This is a genomic window from Verrucosispora sp. WMMA2044 (assembly GCF_027497155.1).
Taxonomy (GTDB): domain Bacteria; phylum Actinomycetota; class Actinomycetes; order Mycobacteriales; family Micromonosporaceae; genus Micromonospora; species Micromonospora palythoicola.
Map to the genome: position 1 here is coordinate 994362 of NZ_CP114913.1, position 17163 is coordinate 1011524.

14 protein-coding genes are annotated in these 17163 nt (G+C 72.6%); 10 read left to right on the forward strand and 4 right to left on the reverse strand.

The window, feature by feature from the left end:
- Window positions 1-277: 277 nt before the first annotated feature.
- A complete protein-coding gene (locus O3597_RS04590) occupies window positions 278-1423 on the forward strand; it encodes a polysaccharide pyruvyl transferase family protein (RefSeq protein ID WP_164449315.1) in 1146 nt (381 codons plus the stop codon).
- A gap of 17 nt (window positions 1424-1440) precedes the next feature.
- Here O3597_RS04590 and O3597_RS04595 read toward each other — a convergent pair whose 3' ends face one another.
- The gene (locus O3597_RS04595) at window positions 1441-1647 is read right to left on the reverse strand and encodes a hypothetical protein (protein ID WP_164449314.1); all 207 of its coding nucleotides are present in this window, start codon (window positions 1645-1647) and stop codon (window positions 1441-1443) included.
- A 108-nt stretch (window positions 1648-1755) separates the two neighbouring features.
- Window positions 1756-2625, reverse strand: coding sequence for a PfkB family carbohydrate kinase (locus O3597_RS04600; protein WP_281603326.1), 870 nt, complete (start codon window positions 2623-2625; stop codon window positions 1756-1758).
- 89 nt (window positions 2626-2714) lie between these two features.
- On the opposite strand from O3597_RS04600, the gene O3597_RS04605 reads away from it, so the two are divergent.
- Window positions 2715-5828 carry a DEAD/DEAH box helicase gene (locus tag O3597_RS04605; RefSeq protein WP_281603327.1) on the forward strand — a complete coding sequence of 1038 codons (3114 nt, stop codon included), beginning with the start codon at window positions 2715-2717 and terminating at the stop codon, window positions 5826-5828.
- The gene (locus tag O3597_RS04610; RefSeq protein WP_281603328.1) at window positions 5825-6847 is read left to right on the forward strand and encodes an SWIM zinc finger family protein; all 1023 of its coding nucleotides are present in this window, start codon (window positions 5825-5827) and stop codon (window positions 6845-6847) included. Before O3597_RS04605 ends, O3597_RS04610 begins: the two co-directional genes overlap by 4 nt.
- A gap of 99 nt (window positions 6848-6946) precedes the next feature.
- On the opposite strand, the gene O3597_RS04615 is transcribed toward O3597_RS04610, so the two are convergent.
- A complete protein-coding gene (locus O3597_RS04615; RefSeq protein ID WP_164449311.1) occupies window positions 6947-7204 on the reverse strand; it encodes a DUF3040 domain-containing protein in 258 nt (85 codons plus the stop codon).
- A 623-nt stretch (window positions 7205-7827) separates the two neighbouring features.
- Here O3597_RS04615 and O3597_RS04620 point away from each other — a divergent pair.
- From O3597_RS04620 to O3597_RS04640, 5 genes are read left to right on the forward strand one after another with little or no spacing between them, the layout of a single operon-like run.
- On the forward strand, window positions 7828-9672 hold the full coding sequence (locus O3597_RS04620) for a DUF1800 domain-containing protein (RefSeq protein ID WP_281603329.1): 1845 nt from the start codon (window positions 7828-7830) through the stop codon (window positions 9670-9672).
- Window positions 9673-9680: 8 nt separating this feature from the next.
- On the forward strand, window positions 9681-11060 hold the full coding sequence (locus tag O3597_RS04625) for a DUF1501 domain-containing protein (RefSeq protein WP_281603330.1): 1380 nt from the start codon (window positions 9681-9683) through the stop codon (window positions 11058-11060).
- Entirely contained in the window at window positions 11057-12472 is a 1416-nt protein-coding gene (locus tag O3597_RS04630; protein ID WP_281603331.1) for a ferredoxin reductase family protein, read from the forward strand. The genes O3597_RS04625 and O3597_RS04630 overlap by 4 nt, the downstream gene beginning before the upstream one ends.
- 14 nt (window positions 12473-12486) lie before the next feature.
- Window positions 12487-13095, forward strand: coding sequence for an FMN-binding protein (locus O3597_RS04635; RefSeq protein ID WP_281603332.1), 609 nt, complete (start codon window positions 12487-12489; stop codon window positions 13093-13095).
- Window positions 13096-13142: 47 nt separating this feature from the next.
- Window positions 13143-13865 carry an FAD:protein FMN transferase gene (locus O3597_RS04640; RefSeq protein ID WP_281604475.1) on the forward strand — a complete coding sequence of 241 codons (723 nt, stop codon included), beginning with the start codon at window positions 13143-13145 and terminating at the stop codon, window positions 13863-13865.
- 416 nt (window positions 13866-14281) lie between these two features.
- Here the strand turns inward: O3597_RS04640 and O3597_RS04645 are convergent, their stop codons facing one another.
- The gene (locus O3597_RS04645) at window positions 14282-14953 is read right to left on the reverse strand and encodes a bifunctional DNA primase/polymerase (RefSeq protein WP_164449367.1); all 672 of its coding nucleotides are present in this window, start codon (window positions 14951-14953) and stop codon (window positions 14282-14284) included.
- A 250-nt stretch (window positions 14954-15203) separates the two neighbouring features.
- On the opposite strand from O3597_RS04645, the gene O3597_RS04650 reads away from it, so the two are divergent.
- Both O3597_RS04650 and O3597_RS04655 read left to right on the forward strand, forming a co-directional pair.
- Window positions 15204-16433 carry a helix-turn-helix domain-containing protein gene (locus tag O3597_RS04650; RefSeq protein ID WP_164449306.1) on the forward strand — a complete coding sequence of 410 codons (1230 nt, stop codon included), beginning with the start codon at window positions 15204-15206 and terminating at the stop codon, window positions 16431-16433.
- Window positions 16434-16446: 13 nt separating this feature from the next.
- Window positions 16447-17019 carry a flavoprotein gene (locus O3597_RS04655; RefSeq protein WP_281603333.1) on the forward strand — a complete coding sequence of 191 codons (573 nt, stop codon included), beginning with the start codon at window positions 16447-16449 and terminating at the stop codon, window positions 17017-17019.
- Window positions 17020-17163 lie beyond the last annotated feature (144 nt).

Consider the following 17163-nt stretch of genomic DNA (forward strand, 5'->3'; position numbering starts at 1 on the left):
CTCGCAAAGCCGTCAACCAGGGTCAACCACGCTCTGTCACCCCATCGAGCTAATGTGTGACCGCCTGACGCGCGCCGCAGCCGGTCGTTGCCCGGGTAGTCGGCTTGTCGACAGCGGCCCCGCGTGGAATGCCGCAGTCTGTCCGGTCGGCCCCGAGTGCCCGGCCGCACCCATCCGCCAGCCGCACCGTCTGATCCGGTGGCCGAGCAGACCGCGAGGACTGTTCACCAGCGCAGCGGGGAAACCTCGAGCGGACGCACCTGGGGAGGAGCGACGGATGACGCGTGCCGGACTGACCATCGGCGTGCTCGGCTCGTACGGTGGGCGCAACCTGGGCGACGAGGCGATCCTCACCGGTCTGCTGACCGATCTGCGTCAGCAGGAGCCGCACGCGCGGATCATCGTGTTCTCACGGAATCCCGCGCACACCGCCGTCGCCCACCCAGACGTGGAGGCGGTGCCGTGGGAGGGGGTCAGCCGGACCGACTCGGCCCTCGTGCTGTCCCAGCTCGACCTGCTGATCCTGGGCGGCGGCGGCATCCTCTACGACAAGGAGGCACGCCGCTACCTGCGGGTGGTCCGGGTGGCGCAGGAGCGGGGTCTGCCGCTGCTGACGTACGCCGTTGGCGTCGGGCCGCTCAGCGAGATGGTGGACACCGGCATGGTCCGGGAGACGCTGGCCGGCGCGGTCCAGGTGACCGTACGCGACCAGGAGTCGCGGATGGTGCTGGAGGAGGCCGGCCTGCTCAACCCGATCACCGTCACCGGCGATCCGGCGTTCCTGCTGGAACCGGAGGACTTTCCCGCTCAGTTCCTCCGCGAGGAGGGCGTGCCGGACGGCAAACGGCTGGTCGGGATGAGCGTGCGGGAGCCGGGCCGGGCGGCGGAACGGCTGGACGTGGACGGATACCACCGGCTGCTGGCGCAGATCGGTGACTTCCTGGTGCACCGGATCGACGCGCACGTGCTGTTCGTGCCGATGGAACGCGACGACATCCGGCACTCGCACGGCGTGCTGTCGCACATGATCGCCGCGGAGCGAGGGCGGATCCTGCACGGCACCTACTCACCGCAGCAGATCCTCGGGCTGATGAAGCACTTCGACCTCGCGGTTGGTATGCGCCTGCACTTCCTGATCTTCGCGGCGATGATGGGCACCCCGTTCCTGCCGCTGCCGTACGCCGGCAAGGTCTTCGACCTCGCGCAGCGACTCGGGGTGCCGGCGTTGCGTGGCGTGGAACGCGAGGTGGAGGGCCCGCTGCTGGCCGAGGTGGACCAGTTGTGGGACGAACGTGAGCAGCGGGCCGAGGTCACCGCCCAGCGGGTGGCTCGGGTGTGCGACGAGGCCAGGGGCACCTCTCAGGTCACCCGGGCGGTGCTGGAGAGCCTGCGCAACCGGTCCCTGGTCGAGGTCGGCGCCTGACCGGCGCGGGGGTCGGGTCAGACCGCCGGCCCCCGCCAGCAGTAGCGCCACTGCTGCCGGTCGGCGTCGACGGACTCCAACTCGTAGATCTCCGCTGCCGCCAGCCCCTGTGGCCCCAGGTGATGGTGGGTCAGCGGGGGCCGGCCGTTCGGGTCCAGTTCGACGGTGACGTGCTCGCCGTCGGCCGTGCCGCCCACCAGTGGGATCTCAACCGTGGATGCCATGCGCCCATCCTGCCCCGGCCGTCGGTGACCCGCAGGGCGAAGCGAGATGATCCGCCTCGGCCCGCTGCTCCTCGGGCCGGCAGTCCGGTTCGGACCGGCGCCCGTCGGTCAGTCGCGGGGCAGCAGGCCCGGTGGGTACTCCATGCCGTCGTGGGTGCAGGCCGCGGCGGTGACCCGGGACGCGTACCCGGCCGCCTCCGCCCAGGTCGCGCCGCGCGACCGGGCCGTGATGATCCCCGCCGCGAAGGCGTCCCCGGCGCCGTTGGTGTCGATTACCGGGCCGGGCGGCTCGGCCGCCGGAATCCGCCGCACGTCGCCGCCCAGGTACAGGTCGGCACCGTCGGCGCCCCGGGTCACCAGCACCGGGCGCGGCGCCAGCGTGCCGGCCACGGTCGCCGCCCGGTCGTCGAGCGCCGCACCGCTGACCAGCACCAGCTCGGCGACGTCGGCGAAGGGACGGTGGTACGGGTTGTGCCCGTCCCAGTCGTGCAGGTCGGTCGAGCTGCCCACCCCCTCGCTGAGCAGGTCACCGAGGTCGGGCAGCAGTTTTCGCACCCATCCCATGATCGACAGATGGACGTGGGTGGCGTCCTGGACCAGCTCCGCCACCCGGGCCGCCGCGACCGGGGGTGGACCGTCCGAGTCCCGGGGGTCGTACAGCGACATCCGCCGTCCGCCGGGGTCGACCAGGTTCACCGACCGCCGGGTACCCGCCGGGTCGTCGGCCAGGACCGTCCGCACGCCGGTACGGGCCAGCGCGGCCCGCACGACGGCACCGGCCGGGTCCGCGCCCACCGTGTCGAGCACCGTTACCCGTAGCCCCAGCGCGTGTGCGGCGAGTACCACCCCGGCTCCGGTGTTGCCGACCCGCAGCTCGATCGGGTCGACGGTGACCGAGTCGACCACCGGCAGTGGCAGCCGGGGCACCCGCACCCGCACGTCGACGCCGAGGCCGCCGATCACCAGGAGGTCGCACATGGCGCCGACGCTAGTCGGCCGGCGCCGCCTATCCTGGCCCCGGGTCGCCGCCGCCGTCGCGCGGGCCCGTCCGGTCCGAGGGGGAGTGCGTGCTGGTCGTCCATGGGATGTGGCTGCCCGGTCGGGGGCTCGCGGTCTGGGCCGAGGACAGCACCCTGCCGGCCCAGGCCCCGCGCCGCCCCGGCCGGGCACCGCGGGCCCGCCCACACCCGTTCGCCGCCGGGCACGCCGCACTCGTCGCGCTGCTGGCCGACGCCGCCGAACCGGACGACCTCGGCACGGCGCTGCTGCGCCTGCCCACCCGCGCCGGCTCGCCGCTGGACTCGCCGGAACTGGTCCGCACCACCGAGCTGGCACCGGTGCGTGGTCCGGTCACCCTCGCCGGGTGGCGGGTCCCGGTGCTGGCGTACGCCCCGGACGCCGCGCTGTCGTTGCTGCGTACCGTCGAGAAGCTGGCCGCCGCACCCGGGGCGAGCCTGCGCCACCTGGCCGAGCTGGCCGACTTCGCCACCGACCTGGCCACGCGCGGCCGGGTCCTGCCCAGCCTCGCCGACCCGGCCTCGGCCGCCGAGGGCTCCGCCTGGGCGGTGTGGCGGCCGTTGCTGACCGGCACGGACGCCGCCTGGGCCCGGTCACTGGCGCTGGCCCTGCCTCCCGCCGCCCGAGCCGTCGTCGAGGCGGAACTGTCCGCGACCCGGGGGGCCGGCCCGTCCGACGGGACGGTCGAGGTGCCCGGGCTGCTGGTCGCCGACGCGCTCGACGCGCTCACCGACGCGGCCGTACGCGCCGTCCTGCCACCGATGACGCTGGCCCGGGGGGCGCGACCGAACGGTGCCGTGGCGGCCTGGCTGGGTGCGTTGACCGGGCCACGTCGCGGGTTCACCGCTGAGGCGGCGGCGCTGCGCACGCTCCGTAGCGAGCTGGACCAGTGGCAGCGCGACGTCGCCGGTGGCACGGTGCGGGCCAGCTTCCGGCTGGTCGAGCCGTCGGCCGACGAGCTGACCGAACCGGTGACGGTGGTGCCGGCCGACCCCGGTGCCGTCGTCGCCACCACCGGCCCGTGGCGGATCGAGTTCGGACTGCGCGCCACCGACGAGCCGGGGCTGCACGTCGACGCCGGGCAGGTGTGGCGCGGCGGCGGCGTGACCGTGGCCGGCGACCATCCACAGGAGATCCTGCTCGCCGAACTCGGCCGGGCCAGCCGGCTGTGGCCGGAACTGGACGAGGCGCTGCGCACCGCCCGACCGGAAGGGCTGGAGCTGGACACCGAGGGGGCGCACCGGTTCCTGCGCGAGGGCGCGCCGACGCTGCACGCCGCGGGCTTCACGGTGCTGCTGCCGTCCTGGTGGCGGCGCCCCGCCTCGCGGCTCGGTGCCCGGCTGCGGGCCCGCTCCCGCAGCGCGCCCGGCGCGGTGACCGGCCCGGACGACCGGGTCGGACTTGACGCCCTGGTCGACTACCGGTGGGAGCTGGCCCTCGGCGACGAGCCGCTGACCTCCGACGAACTGACCCGGCTGGCGGAGCTGAAGACCCCCCTGGTACGGCTGCGGGGGCGCTGGGTCGAGCTGGACCCGAAGCGGCTCGCCGCCGGCCTGCGCCTGCTGCGGTCCACCGGCGAGCTGACCGTGGCCGACCTGCTGCGGCTCGGCCTGTCCGACGCCGAACAACCGGACGCGTTGCCGGTGCTGGAGGTGAGCGCCGACGGCGCGCTCGGCGACCTGCTCGCCGGGGCCGTGGATCGCCGGCTCGCCCCGCAGGACGAGCCGCCGTCCTTCCAGGGCACGCTGCGGCCGTACCAACGGCGGGGGTTGGCCTGGCTGGCGTTCCTCCAGTCGCTGGGGCTCGGTGGGGTGCTCGCCGACGACATGGGGCTGGGCAAGACGGTGCAACTGCTGGCGTTGCTGGCCGCCGACCCGCCGCAGGCCGGTCCGACCCTGCTGATCTGTCCGATGTCGCTGGTCGGCAACTGGCAGCGGGAGGCGGCCCGGTTCACCCCGGACAAGCGGGTACACGTGCACCACGGCGCCCAGCGGGCTCGCGGTGCCGAGTTCAGCGCCACCGTGCACGCCGCGGATCTGGTACTCACCACGTACTCGGTGGCCGCCCGGGACGCCGCGGAGCTGGCCGGCGTCGACTGGCACCGGGTGGTGGTGGACGAGGCCCAGGCCATCAAGAACGCCGCCACCCGGCAGGCCGAGGCGGTACGCGCACTGCCCGCCCGGCACCGGATCGCGGTCACCGGCACGCCGGTGGAGAACCGGCTGGCGGACCTGTGGTCCATCATGCAGTTCGCCAACCCGGGCCTGCTCGGCCCGGCGGCGACGTTCCGCAAACGGTTCGCCGAGCCGATCGAGCGGCACGGGGACACCGAGACCGCCGAACGGCTCCGCCGGATCACCGGCCCGTTCGTGCTGCGTCGGCTCAAGACCGACTCGTCGATCATCTCGGACCTGCCGGAGAAGCTGGAGATGGAGGTCTTCTGCAACCTCACCGCCGAGCAGGCGGCGCTGTACCGGGCGGTCGTCGACGACATGCTGGCCCGGATCGAAGCCAGCGCCGGCATCGAGCGGCGTGGGCTGGTGCTGGCCACCATGACCCGCCTCAAGCAGGTCTGCAACCATCCCGCGCAGTTGCTCCGCGACGGCTCGCCCCTCGACGGTCGGTCGGGCAAGCTGGCCCGGTTGGAGGAGATCCTCGACGAGGTCCTGGCGGCGGGGGAGAAGGCCCTGCTGTTCACCCAGTACGCGGAGTTCGGCGGGATGCTGCGCGGGCATCTGTCGGCCCGGTTCGGTCGGGAGGTGCTGTTCCTGCACGGCGGCGTCGGCAAGGCCGACCGGGACGCCATGGTGGCCCGCTTCCAGTCCGCCGGTGGGCCGGCGATGTTCGTCCTGTCGCTCAAGGCCGGCGGGACCGGGCTGACGCTGACCGCCGCCAACCACGTGGTGCACGTCGACCGGTGGTGGAACCCGGCGGTGGAGGACCAGGCCACCGACCGGGCGTTCCGGATCGGACAGCGGCGTCGGGTGCAGGTCCGCAAGTTCGTCTGCGCCGGCACGGTGGAGGAGAAGGTCGCCGCGCTGATCGCCGACAAGCGTGGCCTGGCCGCCTCGGTGGTCGGCACCGGTGAGCAGTGGGTCACCGAGCTGTCCACCGCCCAGCTTCGTGACTTGTTCGCCCTGGAGGCGGGGGCGGTGGCCGAGTGAGTGCCGACGACGGCGGCCGGTTCGCCGACTACGGCCCGCCGCGCCGGGTCGACGGGGGCCTACGGGCTCGGAGCACCCGGGGCGCGATCGGGGTCTCCTGGTGGTCCCGCCGCTTCCTCGAGGTGCTGGAGTCGTTCGCGCTCGGCACCCGGCTGACCCGGGGCAGGTCGTACGCCCGCGCCGGCCAGGTGCTCCGCCTCGACGTCGCACCGGGCGTGGTGACCGCGGTGGTGCAGGGCTCGCGCGCCAAGCCGTACCAGGTGAGCGTCGCGCTGCCGCCCTTCCCGGCCCGGCTGTGGGAACGGATCGAACAGGAACTCGCCGCCCAGGCGTTCTTCAGTGCCCGGCTGCTCGCCGGCGACCTGCCGGCCGAACTGGAGGAACTGTTCATCGCGGCCGAGGCCCCGCTGTTCCCGGCGGCGATCGGCGAACTGGACCAGCGCTGTTCGTGCCCGGACGTCGCGGTGCCCTGCAAACACCTCGCCGCCACCTTCTACCTGCTCGCCGAGGCCTTCGACGCGGACCCGTTCACCCTGCTGCACTGGCGTGGTCGCAGCCGGGCGGACCTGCTCGCCCGGCTACGGCGACTGCGCGTCGAGGACCAGGCATCGACCACACCGCAGCTCCGCGACGGTGCACCGGTGGCCGGTGTCGACGCTGCGGCGGCGCGGGACGTGGCAGGGCCGCCGGACCTGACCGGTCGACGTGGCCGCTCGCGCACCCGGGACACCGGGCATCCCGACACCGGCCGGGAGGCCGACGGCGGTCGGCCCGGGCACCACCAGGTGGACGTGCCCGCCGCCGGTGCCCTCCGGGCGCTCGCCGACCTGCCCGGCACGCCGCTGGCCGAGGCGGTGGACCGGTTCTGGTTGCCGCCCGTGCCACTGCCGGACCGTCCGCCGAGCCTGACCGCCCGGCCGGATCTGCTGTTACGACAACTGGGCGCGCCCGCGCCGGCCATCGGTGGACCGGGACTCGTCGAACGCCTGCGTCACGCCTACCGCCAGCTCGGCGAATAGGCCGGGTTCGCGCCGCCCTGGTCAGGTTCGGTCCCGGATCGAGCGGCTTCCGCCGCACCGTGCGGTCACTCGATTCTGGGCGGCACGCGGCCCCGGCCCTCACAGCCAACGTTGACGGAACCGCCACATCAGCGCGGCGTTCGTCACCAGCACCACCGCGAAGATCGCCCCGGCCAGCCGGCCGGCGAGTACGGTGGTCGCCGGCAGCGCCGCCCAGAGCACCACGGTCAGCAACAGCAGCCAGCGGCCGTGGCGGCCCCGGGCCCGACTGTCGAGCCGGGCGAAGAACGCCGGATCGCTCTCCCGCAGGTGGCGGGTGATCTGTTCGAATCTGCGTTGATCCTCTTTGCTGAGCATGTGCCTTCCCCTCACGCGTTCAGCAACGGTGCGGCGGAATACCCGCTGCGGAGCGGGCTCACGCGCTCTTGCTGGTGCTACTTTCACCCGTGACGAGCTGCCACAACAGCTCCTTATCGGGACCTTAATTCTTACTAAGCCGCCGAACCGGACCCGTGGCGCTCGCGTGCGTGGCAGTGGCGCTGGTGGGCGCTGTCGCCGAGGAAACACCCCTGCTCGCGGCGTGTCTGGCCAACTGGCCGGTAGCCGGCAGTCCGGCATCCGCGTTGAAACTCGTCTTAAGTGCGCGGGAGCGCCGTGGACGGCTGCCTTGTTAGGCCGGATGCCGGTGACTACGTTCCCCTGGCAACCCCCCTCGGACATTAGTCGCCGCACCTCAGGCCGAGGCACGGTCGTGCGTCGACGTTAGAAAACAGGAACGGTATATGGCCGACCATCAGGTGCCACCACACCGACGGCAGGACGATCGCGGATGGGACGGGCGCCGGTACCCGCAACCACACCCCCAGCACGGCGATCCGACCCATCGAACCGATCCGTACCGACCGGAGCCCTACGTTCACCAGGGCCAGCGGCCGGCCCCGAACCCTGGACCGCAGTGGATCGGCCCGGACGGGTACGGCGTGCCGCTGGACCCGGCCCGGCCCGGCAGTGAACTGCCCGGCCTGGACGGTGACGACGAACCCCGCCGTGCGTCCGGCCGTCGCCGAGCGTTGGCCACCCTCGGCGGTAGCGCCGCCGTCGTGGCCGGTGGCGCGATGCTCGCGATGAATCCCCGGGTACGCGCCTTCTTCGGCGACGAGGCAGCGGTCGCCGGCGACGCCACCATCGCCAAACCGACGGATGGCTCCCCCACCCGCCCGAGCGGGCAGCAGGCGAGCACGGTACGCACGTACACCGAGCAGAACGACAGCTACATGGGCTCCCGGGGCGGCGAGGCGCTGAAGAAGAACGCGCCGAAGAGCGGGCGCACCTTCTCCGGTCCGGCCGCCGCGGCGGCGGCGACCAAGGTCACCGTGAAGACGGTGCTCGCCAAGGACCCGGAGCTGCACCTGGCCCGCCGGTTGACCTTCGGCCCCACCGCCGCGGTACTCGCGGAGATCAAGGAGCGCGGCATCGACGGCTGGCTGCGCTGGCAGCTAGAGCCGGAGAAGATCGCCCCGACGAAGGCGGAGTTGAAGCTCGCCGAACTGCCCACTCTCAAGCTGTCGCCGGAGCAGTTGCGCGAGCAGCGCGACCAGCTCAACGAACGTGGCGCCCAGCCCGAGCGGGAGATGGTGGATGCCACGATCGCCCGGCAGATCTGGTCCGACCGTCAGCTCTTCGAGGTGATGGTCGACTTCTGGAACGACTTCCTGCACGTGGCCGCCGACTTCGACGGCGGCGAGATCTACCGCAACTCGTTCGACCGGGACGTCATCCGTAAGCACGCGCTCGGCAGTTATCCGGAGATGTTCCTGGCCGCCAACCGGCATCCGGCACTGCTGCTCTACCTCAACCAGGTCGACTCCCGTGCCGACGCGGTCAACGAGAACCTGGCCCGGGAGAACCTCGAGCTGTACTCGGTGGGTGTCGACGGCGGCTACACCGAGGCCGACGTCCGCCAGGCGGCCCTGTTGCAGACCGGCCGGGGCGTCAAGGACGGCAGCTACGTGTTCCGCCCGGAGCGGCACTACGTCGGCAAGGTGAAGATTCTGGGGTTCACCCACGCCAACAACTCCGCCGATCCGGAGAAGGCCGAGGCGGCGATCGACGCCTACCTCACGTATCTCGCGCTACATCCCTCGACCGCCCGGTACGTGGCACAGAACCTCGCCGTCCGGTTCGTGTCGGACACCCCACCCAAGTCCCTCGTGGACCGGCTGGCGAAGGCGTACACCTCCCACCGGGGCCGGATCAAGCCGGTGCTGCTCGCGCTGTTCAGCTCGTCGGAGTTCTGGGCCGCGGTGGGCCAGAAGGTGCGCCGCCCGCTGGAGTACCTGGTGGCCACCTACCGCACGCTCGGTGTGTCACCCGAGGCCGCGCCCAACCACGACAACGGCGGCAACCAGCGGACCGCGTACGCCCGCGGCCTGCGGCAGATCCACGACAAGCTGCGCGAGCTGGGTCACCACCCGATGGGTCAACCGACGCCCGACGGCTACCCGGACGTCTACCTCGCGTGGACCTCCGTCGGCACCATGGTCAACGGCTGGAACGAGGCCCACGACCTGCTCGCCGCCAACCGCACCGTGTTCACCTTCACCCGCGCGGAGAAGCTGGTCGCCACCCCACCGGCCACCGCCGGGGCGTACGTCGACGCACTGGCCCGACGGCTGATCCGGCAGCGGCTCACCGACCGGGAACGGGCGCTGATCCTCGGCGTGGCCGGGGTCTCCGCCGGTACGAAGGTCGACGCGACGTTCAACGGGGCCATCACCGCCGTCGCGCGGGCGATCCTCGCATCCCCCCAGCACCACCTCCGGTGAGGCATCCGATGGAGAAGACTGTGTACCCGTATCACCTGCACCCCGACTGCCCCGACGTGCGACGGCTGGCCGACAACCCGGCCGAGGCACTCCTGCGGGCGGAGGCCGACGTGGTGGCCGCCGAGAACGCCGCCGAGGCCGACCGTTACCGGCGGCTGGAGGAACTGGAGGAGGCGCAGCAGGATGGTCGCGGGGTGACTCGGCGTACCTTCGTCGCCGGTGCCGCCGCCACCGCCACCGCCCTGGCGACCGCCCAGTTCGTGACCACCTCGGCGTCGTTCGCGGCGACCAAGACGGGCACGCTGATCCACGTCTTCCTGTACGGCGGCCTGGACGGCCTGAGCCTGATCGCGCCGGACAACGACCCGGTGCTCGACCGGGCCCGTCCCGAGCTGCTGCTGCCCAACGACTCACTGGCGCTCGGTCGAGGCTTCAAGCTCACCAGCGCCTTCGCGCCGCTGCAGCCGTGGCTGCGGTCCGGACAGTTGGGCTTCATCCCCGGTGTCTCCGACGAGCGGCTGTCCCGCAGCCACTTCCAGGCCGCGGACGCCTGCAACCTCGGCGGCCTGCCCGGCGAGACCGGCGGACGGGGCTGGCTCGACAGCCTGATCGACGCGCTCGGCAAGGGCACCGCCTTCCGCAGCGTCGGCATCGGTAGCACCCTGCCCCGGTCATTGGTCGGCAACAACGGCGCACTCTCGCTCAACAACGTCGGCTCGTTGCGGCTGGCCGGCAGCGAGCGGCAGCGGGAGGCCACCGAGAAGGCGATCAAGGGCCTGTTCACCGGTATCAACCACCCGGTGGAGGACGCGGTGCAGGCCGGGCTCGGCGCACTCGCCACCGCGCGCAGGCTCGCCGCCGAGCCGTACCGGCCGGCCGAGGGCGTCGAGTACCGGGGCGTCGGCTCCGCCTTCCAGACACTCGCCCAGCTGATCAAGGGCGATGCCAACGTTCGGGTGGCGACCGTCGGGATGGGCGGCTACGACACCCACGAGAATCAGGGCACCACGAACGGCGGCCAGTTGTACCGGCGGTTGAACGAGCTGGCGACCGCGCTGGCGGCGTTCTTCACCGACCTCGGTGACCGGGCCGCCGACGTGACAGTGATGATCTCCAGCGAGTTCGGTCGCCGGGTCGCGTCCAACCGCGGCGGCACCGACCACGGCCACGGCGGCGTGGTGACCATCCTGTCCGGGCGCAAGCTCGCCGGCTCGCTACTCGGTGCCTGGAACGGACTGGACAGCCTCGACTCCGGTGACGTACCCGAGTACAACAACATGTTCAACGTCTACGGATCGGTGGCGCAGGGTCGGTTCGGGCTGACCAACGCGGAGGTGGACAAGATCTTCCCCCGGATGAAGTACGCCCCGATGAAGCTGTACGCGTGACCCACCCCGACCTCTACTCCGACCGCCGGACCGCGGCGCACTCCCGGTCCGGCGGTCGGCCCACCACCGGGAGTCCGTTGCCGGTCGTACCACGGCGCGGTGCCGGTGGCCGGCGGCTGCTGGTCGGACTGTTCCTGCTCGGGCTGGTCGCCGCCGTGCTGCCCTGGTGGACGGACACGCCGGCCAGCTCCCTGGCCGGCAGCACCGCGATGCTCACCGGCGCGGGTCAGATCAGCGGCCTGCTCGCCGGTTACCTGCTGCTCGTGCAGGTGTTGATGATGAGCCGGCTGCCGGTGCTGGAGCGGGTGGCCGGTGGCGAACGGATCGCCCGCTGGCATCGGGACGTCGGGGCCACCCTGCTGGTCGCGGTGCTCGCGCACATGTCCCTGATCCTCGTCGGCTACGCCCGGCTGGAAGGCCGGTCGCCACTGAGCCAGGCCGGCGTGATGCTGCGCGACTACCAGGACATGGTCTCGGCGTTCGCCGCCGCCGGCCTGCTGGTACTGATCGGGCTGACGGGTGTCCGGGCGGTACGCCGGGCGCTGCCCTACGAGCTGTGGCACGCCACCCACCTGGCCGCGTACGCGGTGCTGCTGCTCGGCTTCGCCCACCAGTTCAGCAACGGCACCCAGCTGTTCCGCCCCGGTCCGGTGCGTACCGGATGGATCGGCCTCTACCTGCTGGTGGTCGCCGCGCTGCTGTACGGCCGGGTGATCGCCCCGCTGGCGTTCAACCTGCGGCACCGGTTGCGGGTGGCCGACGTCGTCGCGGAGAACCCGGACACCGTGTCGATCTATCTGACCGGCGAGCGACTCGACCGGCTGACGATGCTCGGCGGGCAGTTCTTCCGCTGGCGGTTCCTGACCAGGGGCTGTTGGTGGCAGTCCCATCCCTTCTCGGTGTCCGCCGCGGCCAACGGCCGATGGCTGCGCCTGACGGTCAAGGTGGTCGGTGCGCACACCCGTGACCTGCGTGAGCTGGAGCCGGGGGTCCGGGTCTGGGCGGTCGGCCCGTCGGGCACCTTCACCGCGGCGCACCGCACCCGCGAGCGGGCCCTGCTGATCGCCGGCGGCAGCGGCATCACCCCGCTGCGGGCCATGCTGGAGGAGCTGCCGCCGGGTTCCGCGCTGATCTACCGGGTGCGTGCCCCGGCCGACGTGGTGCTGCACCGGGAACTGGACTGGCTGGCGCAGGCACGCGGCGTCCAGGTCTGGTACGTGGTCGGCTCGCGTGACGATCCCGGACCCCGGCAGGTGATGACCACGGACGGTCTGCGCCGGTTGGTGCCGGACGTGGCTCGGCGGGACGTCTATCTCTGCGGCCCGCCGGGACTGGTCGAGCAGAGCCGGCAACTGCTCCGCCGGGTCGGCGTGCCACGCCGACAGATCCACCTCGCCACCTTCGAACTATGAGAGGGCATCGCCGCATGCGTCGTGCGCTGTTCGCAATCAGCGGCCTGGCGGCCAGCACCACCGCTCTGGTGGTGCTCAAGGCGGCACCGGACACCAGCACGGTGGCCCAGCAGATACCCGCGCCGGCGACATCCGGCGCCGGGGAGTCGACGACGGCAGCCGAGCCGACCGCCGAACCAGCCGAGGCGACCGCCACGGTGAGTCCGCGACCGCGTACCAGCAGGTCGGCAGAGCCCGGCCGGAAAACGGCGAGCCCATCCGCCGGCCGTACCGGCCCGTCGAGCGACGCCACGAAGAAGCCACCGGCGGCACGACCCAGCACCGCCGCCCCGCAACCCGCGGTCCGTCGTGTCGTCGGGCCCTTGGTCAGCAACGAGTTCGGCAACGTGCAGGTGGCGATCTCGCTGGACGGCGCCCGGATCGTGGACGCGGAGGCGCTCGAACTACCGGAGCGCACCGCCCAGTCCGACCAACGCAGCAGCCAGGTGGACGATCGGTACAGCGGCATCGCGGGACTCGTGGTGCAGCGGCAGAGCGCCGACCTGGACACCGTCTCCGGGGCGACCGCGACCAGCGAGTCCTACCAACGGTCGTTGCAGGCTGCCATCGACCGGGCGCGATGAGCGCCGCGAGTTCACTCCGGCCCGGACTGCGCCGCGTCGAACACGTCATGGGCACGCCGGTCAGTCTGGACATCGCCGACGACCGGCCCGCGACCGAGCTGGCCACGTTGGCCGACGAGGTGTTCGCCTGGCTACGCGAGGTGGACGCGAGGTTCAGCACGTACCAGCCGGACAGCGAGGTGTGCCGCTTCGACCGGGGCGAGCTGCTGCTCTCCGAGGCGTCCGCCGACCTGCGCCGGGTGATGGAACGCTGCGCCGACCTGTGGGACGCCACCGACGGCTTCTTCGACGCGTACGCCACCGGCGGGCTGGACCCGTCCGGGTACGTCAAGGGTTGGGCGGTCCAGGTGGCCTCGGATCGGTTGCGTGCGGCCGGTGCCGACAACCACTGCCTCAACGCCGGTGGTGACGTCCGGGTGCGGGGGCATTCGTCGACCGGGCTGCCGTGGCAGATCGGTGTGCGGCATCCCTGGAACCCGTCGGCGGTCTGTCTGGTGCTCAGCGGGACGGACCTCGCGGTCGCCACGTCGGGTGTCTACGAACGCGGCCACCACGTGCGGGATCCGCGCCGTGGCACCCCCGCCCGGGGCCTGCGCTCGGTGACGGTGGTCGGGCACGACCTCGGGCTGGCCGACGCGTACGCCACCGCGGCCGTGGCCATGGGCGTGGCCGGGATCGGCTGGCTGGATCGGCTGCCCGGCTACCAGCACGCGGTGGTCACCGACGACGCCCGGTGCCTGCACTCCACAAACCTGCCGCTCACCGACTAGCCGGACCGACCCCCAGCCGTGCGGCAGCCGGGTGTCCGTGACAGTCACGGCAGTCGACACGCCGGTCGGAGACCATCTCGACGGCCACGGAGGCGGGCCGCGCGGGTCGACCTGGTCGGGCGAGGTGTGGCCGGGACCTGGCTTCGGGTCAGGGCCAGCGGGCCGGGCGGTGGATGATGGCCGGGCGGGACCCGGTCGGTCGCGGACGGCCGGGTCGGGCGCCCGGGGGACGCGTGGCCCCCCAGCGGTGGCCGGGCCGGTGTCGCCGGGGCGGCTCTGCTCCGCCCGGGTGGTGCCTGGTGTCGCCGGTGGACATCGCATCCCCGCTCCCGGCGCGGACGCGCCGTCGAAGGGTGCAACGAGCGCCGGTCCGTCCGGGTCTCGCTGCCGGCGCGTCGGACCGTGGGTCATCCGCCTCAGCGGCCCCGGCGGGGCAGCGGCAGCTGGCCGGGGACCAGGGCCGAGGTGAGCGTCGCGCCGGTGGAACGCAGCGCCTCGACAACTGTGTTCTGCACCAGGTAGGCATCCGGTAGCTGCCACCGGGCCTGCTCCGGTGCGACCGCCCAGCGGACCTGTCCCTCGGGCAGCCGGGTCGGTGGCGCCGCGACCCAGGAGCCGCGACCGTGCAGGACCACGTCGAAGCAGTGCTCCAGTTCCGGCCGCAACGGGTCGCCGGGGCGGACCAGGAACATCCACCGTCCGGTCGGGGTGACCAGCACCGGTCCGCGTACCCCCGGGCCGACCGGGTGCACGCGCACCGCGTCCAGGACCAGCCGACCCAGGTGGGCGGGGATCTCCAGCACGTCGAAGGAGCGGCCGGTGGGCAGCAGCAGGCCGTGCGGCCGGGACCGCCACCAGGTGGCCACCCGCGCCGGATCGGTGCTGGCCGCGTGCTCCCAGTCCTCCAGGGCGGGGTGGCAGCCGACCGTCGGGCAGCCGGCCCGGCCGCAGACGAAGCGGCTCCGCGCCAGGCAGGCACCCGGGGTCACCGCCCACCCGTGCAGGGCGTAGCGCACGGCGACCCGGCGCAGTCGTACCCGTTCCAACGGCGACAGACGCGCCACGTGCGGTCCGACATTCCCCCACATTGGTGTCATCTCCCCTCGCCGCGCCCGGCCGGCGTCAGCTCGTACGTCGAGACCCGTCACTGCCGCAGCCCGTCGTCGTTCTGTTTGACAAAGTGACCGATGCAACTTGCACGAAAAGTACGAGGTTCGGCCGGACGGCTGACGCACCTCCTGTGCGACCAGCGGAAACCTGAGATACGGACGGATCGCCGCGCCCACTGAACGGCCCCCGGCCCCCGGCCAGGGCTCCAGCAAGGGGAGGACTGGGGAGATGGACGAGCTACCCATCGGGCGGCGGGTGGCCTACTGGCGCGGCCGGCGCAAGATGTCGCAGCAGGTGTTCGCCGACCGGTTGGGCAAGTCGAAGAGCTGGGTCGACAAGATCGAGCGGGGCGTCCGGCGACTGGACAAGTTCTCCGTGCTCTACGAGATCGCCGACATCCTCCAGATGGACGTGCAACTGCTGCTCGGCAAGGACCCGGAGCGGCGCACCGACGCGCTCAACTGCATCGAACAGTTCGAGGTCGAGGAGATCCGGGCCGCCCTGGAGCGGTACGACTCGATAAGCGCGTACTTCGACGCCGCACCGAGCCCGCCGCCACTGGCCGACATGAGCAAGGCGGTCACCCACGCCTGGCTGACCTACCAGTACGGCCGCTACGGGATGCTCACCCGGGCCCTGCCGAAGCTGCTCCGCGACGCCCAGGCGGCCGACGCCGTGTACGGCGGTGACCAGGCCCAGCGCGCCGCCCACCTGCTCGGGCAGGTCTACCAGCTCGCCTCCTCGGTGCTGCGCAAGCTCGGCGAGTGCGACCTCGCCTGGCTCGCCGCCGACCGTTCCATCGCCGTCGCGCAACGCGCCGACGACCCACTGCTCGCCGGGGTCGCCACCACCCGGGTCTGCAACGCGCTGGTGGCGATGGGTCGGCCCCGGCCGGCGCTGGAGCTGAACGTGCGGATCGCCAACCAGCTCGCTCCGGGCGGCGGCAACGACAGCCGTCCCGAACGCCTGTCCGTCTACGGGATGCTGCTGCTGCAGGGCGCGATGGCCGCCTCCCGCATCGGCGACACCGCCACCGTGGAGGACCTGCTCGACGGGGCGCACGCGGCCGCGATCGAGCTGGGCGGCGACCAGAACCACTACTGGACCTCGTTCGGGCCGACGAACGTGGAACTGCACCGGGCGGCGGCCGCCGTCGAACTCGGCGACGGCGGGCGGGCCGTCGAGGTGCACCGCCAGCGGATCCAGCCGGCGCCGTTCGACGCGATGCTGCCCGAACGCCGGGCGCACCACCTGCTGGACCTGGCCCGGGGCTACGCCCTGATCGGCGATGTCGCAAATGCCGGGGAGATGCTGCTGCGCGGTGACCGCCTGGCGCCGTCCGAGATCCGCTGCCGCCCGATCGCCCACGAGGTGATGTCGGACGTGCTTCGTCGCACACGTGGTGCGCCGCCTTCTCCGATCGCGGAGTTGGCTGAGCACATGGGAGTAGGAGTATGACCTCGGAGCAGGCATGACCGGTTCGCACCGCCACGACGGGCACCGCCAGGTGCTCTACATCATCGCCTGTGGCTCGCCGCTGGCCCGAGACGTGGGCCGGCTCGTCGACCTGGCCCAGCAGGACGGCTGGGACGTCTGCGTGATCACCACCCCCGACGGCGCCAAGTTCGTCGATCGCACCGCACTGGCCCGTCAGACCGGCCACCCGGTACGCACCCACTACAAGAACCCGGGCGACCCCGACGTGCTGCCCACCGCCGACGCAATGATCGTCTGCCCGGCCACGGTCAACACCGTGAACAAATGGGTGGCCGGCATCGCCGACACCCTCGCCCTGGGGCTGCTGGTGGAGGCCCAGGGTCGGGGGATACCGCTGGTGGCCGTGCCGTACACGAACGCGGCGATGGCCGCCCATCCGGCCTTCCGGGCCGGCCTCGCCCGGCTCACCGAGTGGGGAGTGAGCGTGCTCTTCGGCGACGACGTCTACCCGCTGCATCCGCCGGGCACGGGTGAGCGGCACCAGCACACCTTCCCCTGGGCGCTGCCGCTGACCGCCGTGCGTGACCATCTCTGCCGGACCGGTTGAGCGGCAGCCCACAGTTGACGAGCTCCGGTCCGGACCTGGCCCCGCGCGACAACCGGGACCGGCCGCCGGAGCATCCACGACCCGGCCCGGGCGTTCGCCCGTGGCCGGGTCAGCGGTGTCGACGCGGCCCGGACCGAGGCGTGG

Coding starts and splice junctions, on each gene's coding strand:
- O3597_RS04590 (WP_164449315.1), top strand. CDS start 278: ATGACGCGTGCCGGACTGACCATCGGCGTGCTCGGCTCGTACGGTGGG.
- O3597_RS04595 (WP_164449314.1), bottom strand. CDS start 1,647: ATGGCATCCACGGTTGAGATCCCACTGGTGGGCGGCACGGCCGACGGC.
- O3597_RS04600 (WP_281603326.1), bottom strand. CDS start 2,625: ATGTGCGACCTCCTGGTGATCGGCGGCCTCGGCGTCGACGTGCGGGTG.
- O3597_RS04615 (WP_164449311.1), bottom strand. CDS start 7,204: ATGCTCAGCAAAGAGGATCAACGCAGATTCGAACAGATCACCCGCCAC.
- O3597_RS04625 (WP_281603330.1), top strand. CDS start 9,681: ATGGAGAAGACTGTGTACCCGTATCACCTGCACCCCGACTGCCCCGAC.
- O3597_RS04635 (WP_281603332.1), top strand. CDS start 12,487: ATGCGTCGTGCGCTGTTCGCAATCAGCGGCCTGGCGGCCAGCACCACC.
- O3597_RS04640 (WP_281604475.1), top strand. CDS start 13,143: ATGGGCACGCCGGTCAGTCTGGACATCGCCGACGACCGGCCCGCGACC.
- O3597_RS04645 (WP_164449367.1), bottom strand. CDS start 14,953: ATGTGGGGGAATGTCGGACCGCACGTGGCGCGTCTGTCGCCGTTGGAA.
- O3597_RS04650 (WP_164449306.1), top strand. CDS start 15,204: ATGGACGAGCTACCCATCGGGCGGCGGGTGGCCTACTGGCGCGGCCGG.
- O3597_RS04655 (WP_281603333.1), top strand. CDS start 16,447: ATGACCGGTTCGCACCGCCACGACGGGCACCGCCAGGTGCTCTACATC.